Origin of the sequence: Falsiroseomonas oryzae (assembly GCF_027856955.1) — a bacterium.
In the GTDB taxonomy this organism is placed as follows: Bacteria; Pseudomonadota; Alphaproteobacteria; order Acetobacterales; family Acetobacteraceae; genus Falsiroseomonas; species Falsiroseomonas oryzae.
In genome coordinates, this window is sequence record NZ_JAPSMD010000463.1 from 1 (window position 1) to 4,033 (window position 4,033).

4 protein-coding genes are annotated in these 4,033 nt (G+C 75.5%); all 4 read left to right on the forward strand.

Annotated elements, in window-relative coordinates; translation table 11 throughout:
* A partial coding sequence (locus OZN99_RS27020) for a Na(+)/H(+) antiporter subunit B (RefSeq protein WP_270938329.1) occupies positions 1 to 683 on the forward strand: 683 nt, incomplete at its 5' end.
* Entirely contained in the window at positions 680 to 994 is a 315-nt protein-coding gene (locus tag OZN99_RS27025; RefSeq protein ID WP_270938330.1) for an NADH-quinone oxidoreductase subunit K, read from the forward strand. The genes OZN99_RS27020 and OZN99_RS27025, both read left to right, overlap by 4 nt.
* Positions 991 to 2,493: a complex I subunit 5 family protein gene (locus OZN99_RS27030; RefSeq protein ID WP_270938331.1), complete on the forward strand. Its 1,503-nt coding sequence runs from the start codon at positions 991 to 993 to the stop codon at positions 2,491 to 2,493. Before OZN99_RS27025 ends, OZN99_RS27030 begins: the two co-directional genes overlap by 4 nt.
* Positions 2,490 to 4,033, forward strand: a 1,544-nt coding sequence (locus OZN99_RS27035; protein ID WP_270938332.1) for a complex I subunit 5 family protein, incomplete at its 3' end; no start/stop codon positions are given. The genes OZN99_RS27030 and OZN99_RS27035, both read left to right, overlap by 4 nt.

Consider the following 4,033-nt stretch of genomic DNA (forward strand, 5'->3'; position numbering starts at 1 on the left):
CGACGCCCGGCCGCGCGCAGACGGTCGCCGCCGGCCTGCTGGCGGGCGCGCTGGGCTTTCTGCTCGCGCTGGCCGTGCTGCTGCTGCCCGATCCCGCACCGAGCCTCGCGGCGGAGGCGCGCGCGCGCAGCGCGGAGGTCGGGCTCGGCAACGCCGTCGCGGCGGTGCTGATGGCCTATCGCGGCCTGGACACGCTGCTGGAATCGGTCGTGCTGGTCTTCGCGGTGCTGGCGGTGTGGTCGATGGCGCCCGATGCGCGCTGGGGCGGGCGGCCGGGCCCGCGCTTCCCGCCGCAGCAGGACGGGCCCTTCGCGCTGTTCGCCCGCGTGCTGCCGCCCATCGGTATCGTCGTCGGCATCTACGTGGCCTGGGTGGGCGCCGATGCGCCGGGCGGCAAGTTCCAGGGCGGCACGGTGCTGGCCGGGATGTGGCTGCTGGCCTGGATCGCCGGCCTGGTGCAGGCGCCGTCGGTGGCGGATCGCGGCGTGCGCCTGATGCTGGTGGCCGGGCCCGCAGCCTTCCTGCTGGCCGGATTCCTGGGCTGGGTGCTGGCCGATGCCTTCCTGGCCTGGCCGCCTGGCCTCGGGAAGCCGCTGATCCTGCTGGTCGAAGCCGCGATGACGCTTTCGGTCGCCGCGGCGCTGGCGTTGCTGGTCGCCGGCCCGCCGGAGCGCGCGCCGTGAGCGGCGCGGCGGTCTTCGGCCTCACCGGCGCGGGGCTGGTCGCAATCGGGCTGTTTGGCCTGGTCGTGCAGGCGGCGGTGCTGCGCAAGATCCTCGCCTTCAACCTGCTGGGCGCCGGCGTCTTCCTGCTGTTCGGCGTGGTGGCGCGGCGCGGCGGGGACGATCCGGTGCCGCAGGCCATGGTCATCACCGGCCTCGTCGTCGCCTTCGCGGCCACCGCGCTTGCCGTGACGATGGCGCTGCGCATGCACCAGATCACCGGCGCGGCCACCATCGCGGAGCCGCCCGACGACGGGACAGGCCAGGGATGACGACGACGGCCGGCGCCGGCCTGGTGGTGGTGGCGCTCGTCCTGCCGGTCTGCGGCATGCTGGCCGCCTTCGTGCTGGGCGGCCGTACGGCGGAGCGGCTGGCGCTGGCGACGCTCGGCCTTGGCGTGGCCGTCGCGCTGCTGCTGGCCGCTGCGGTGCTGCGCGCAGGCGCGCCGCTGGTCTATCCGGTCGGCGGCTGGCTGCCGCCGCTGGGCCTGGTGCTGCTGGCCGATGGCGTGGCGGCGGCGATGCTGCTGACCGGCGCCGTGGTGCTGTTCGCGGTGGCCGCCTTCGGCCGCGCCGAGCATGCGACGCCGCCCGGCGGGGCGGAGACGCGCGCCGCCTTCGCCTTCTGGACCTTCCTGCTGGCGCTGGCGGCCGCGCTGGCGGCGGCCTTTCTGGGCGGCGACCTGTTCAACCTGTTCGTCGCGCTGGAGATGCTGACCTTCGCGGCGCTCGCGCTCGCCTGCCTGGAGGGACGGCCGAGCCAGTTCCGGTCGGAGCTGCGCTACCTGCTCTTCGCGCTGATCGGCTCGGTGCTCTACCTGCTGGGCACCGCGCTGTTCTACGGCGCCTATGGCACGCTGGACGTCCGCTCGCTGGCCGGGCAGGCGCGGGCCGACCTGCCGACCATGCTGGCCGCCTCGCTGATGACGGCGGGGCTGGTGGCGAAGATGGCGCTGTTCCCGCTGCATCTCTGGCTGCCGCCGGCCCATGCCGGGGCGCCGCCGGCGGCGTCCGCGGTGCTGTCCGGCCTGGTGCTCAAGGCGTCCTTCGTGCTGCTGCTGCGGCTGTGGTTCTGGGTGATGCCGCCCGTGCTGGCCGTGGCGGCGGCGCCGCTGCTCGCCGGCCTCGGCGCAGCGGCGATCCTGGTCGGCAGCCTCGTTGCGCTGCGGCAGTCCCGCCTCAAGCTGCTGGTGGCGTATTCCACCGTGGCGCAGATCGGCTACCTGTTCCTGATGTTCCCGCTGGTGCTGGCCGGCGACGACATCGCCTCCGCCCGCGCCTGGACGGGCGGCGTGCTGCAGGCGGCCTCGCACGCCTTCGCCAAGGCGGCGATGTTCCTGGCGGCCGGGATCATCGCCGGCGCGCTCGGGCATGACCGCGTGGCGGCGCTGGGCGGCGCGGCGCGGATCGTGCCGATGGCGGTGATCGCCTTCGGGCTCGCCGGGCTGTCGCTGATGGGCATTCCGCCCAGCGGCGGCTTCACCGCGAAATGGCTGCTGCTGACCTCCGCCGTCGCGACGGGGCAGTGGTGGTGGGCGGCGGTGATCGTGGGCGGCGGGCTGCTGACCGGCGGGTACGTCTACCGCGTGATCGGCGGCGCCTTCGGCGAGTCGCCGAACGAGGCGCGCGCACACTCGCCCGTGGCGCTCGGGCCGCAGCGCGTCGCCCTGTTACTGGCGCTGATCTCCGTCCTGCTCGGCCTGCTGCCGCTCGCCTCCTTCCAGCTGGTGCAGATCGGACGGCTTCCTGGCGCGGCGGCGGTGCTGCCGTGACCGTCGCGCAACTCCTGCTGGTGGGCAGCTTCGCCACGCCGCTGGCGCTGCTGCTCGCCTGCCTGTGGGACGGGCCGCGCCGGCGCATGCCGGGGCTGCTCTGGCTGGCCCCGCTGCCCGGCCTCGCGTGCGCGCTGCTGGCGGCGGAGGCTGCGCCGCTGACGCTCGACGGCGACGGGCTGCGCTTCACGCTGGCGCTGGACCGCGCCTCGGCCCTGCTGCTCGGCGCGGCTGCGCTGCTGTGGAGCGTGGCGGGCGCCTATGCCGGCGCCTCCATCGGGCGGCAGCCCGGCGCCGGGCGCTTCGCGCTGTGGTGGCTGGTGACGCTGGCGGGCAGCCTCGGCACCTTCGTCGCGCAGGACCTGCTGACCTTCTACCTTGCCTTCGCCGCCGTCAGCCTGGCTGCCTTCGGGCTGATCGTGCATGACGGCACGCCGAAGGCGCGGCGCGCCGGCGCGGTGACGCTGCTGCTGGCGGTGATGGGCGAGCTCTGCCTGCTGCTCGGCTTCGCGCTGATGGCCGACGCGGTGCCGGGCCCGAGCCTCGCCATCGCCGATGCGGTCGCCGCGCTGGCCGACAGCCCGCTGCGCGGCGTCGCCCTCGGGCTGCTGGTCGCGGGATTCGGGCTGAAGGCGGGGCTGGTGCCGCTGCATGTCTGGCTGCCGCTGGCGCATCCGGCGGCGCCGGTGCCGGCTTCCGCGGTGCTGAGCGGGGCCATCGTCAAGGCCGGCATCATCGGCCTGCTGCGCTTCCTGCCGGTGGATGCGGGCCTGGCCGATTGGGGCGGCGTGCTGGCGGCGATCGGCTTCGTCACCGCCTTCTGGGGCGTCGGCTGCGGGATCACGCAGTCCAACCCGAAATCGGTGCTGGCCTATTCCACCATCAGCCAGATGGGCGTGACGGCCGCGGCGCTGGGCATGGGCCTGGCGCTGGCGGAGCCCGCGACGGCGATCGCGGTCGCCTTCTATGCCACGCACCACGCGCTGGCGAAGGGCGCGCTGTTCCTGGCGGTCGGCGTTGCCGCCGCGGTCGGCGGGTGGCGGCGCAGCTGGCTGGTGCTGCTGCCGGCGCTGGTCCTGGCGCTCGGCTTCGGCGGCCTGCCCGGCACCGGAGGGGCGCTGGCGAAGGCGGCGGTGAAGCCGCAGCTCGGCGCCGGTGTGGTGGCGCTGCTCACGGCGCTGTCCGCGGCGGGCTCCACGCTGCTGATGTTGCACTTCGTCCGCCGCTTGGCGGCGGTGACGCCCGATGCGACGGCGCGGCCAGCGGCGCCGCTGGCGGCGTGCTGGCTCGCCCTGGCGGCGGCCTCCGTGCTGGTGCCCTGGGCGCTGCATGCGCCGCTCGGCTTCGGCGATCCCTGGGAGACGCTGGGCAAGGACCCGCTCGCGACATTCGGGCCGGTGCTGCTCGGCGCCATGCTCGCCCTGGCGCTCGCGCGCTGGGGTGGCCGGCTCGGCACCGTGCCGGAGGGCGACATCCTCGTCCTGGCCGGACAGGCCGTCCGCGCGGGCGACGCTGCCGGCGCGGGGGTGGCGCGGGCCGA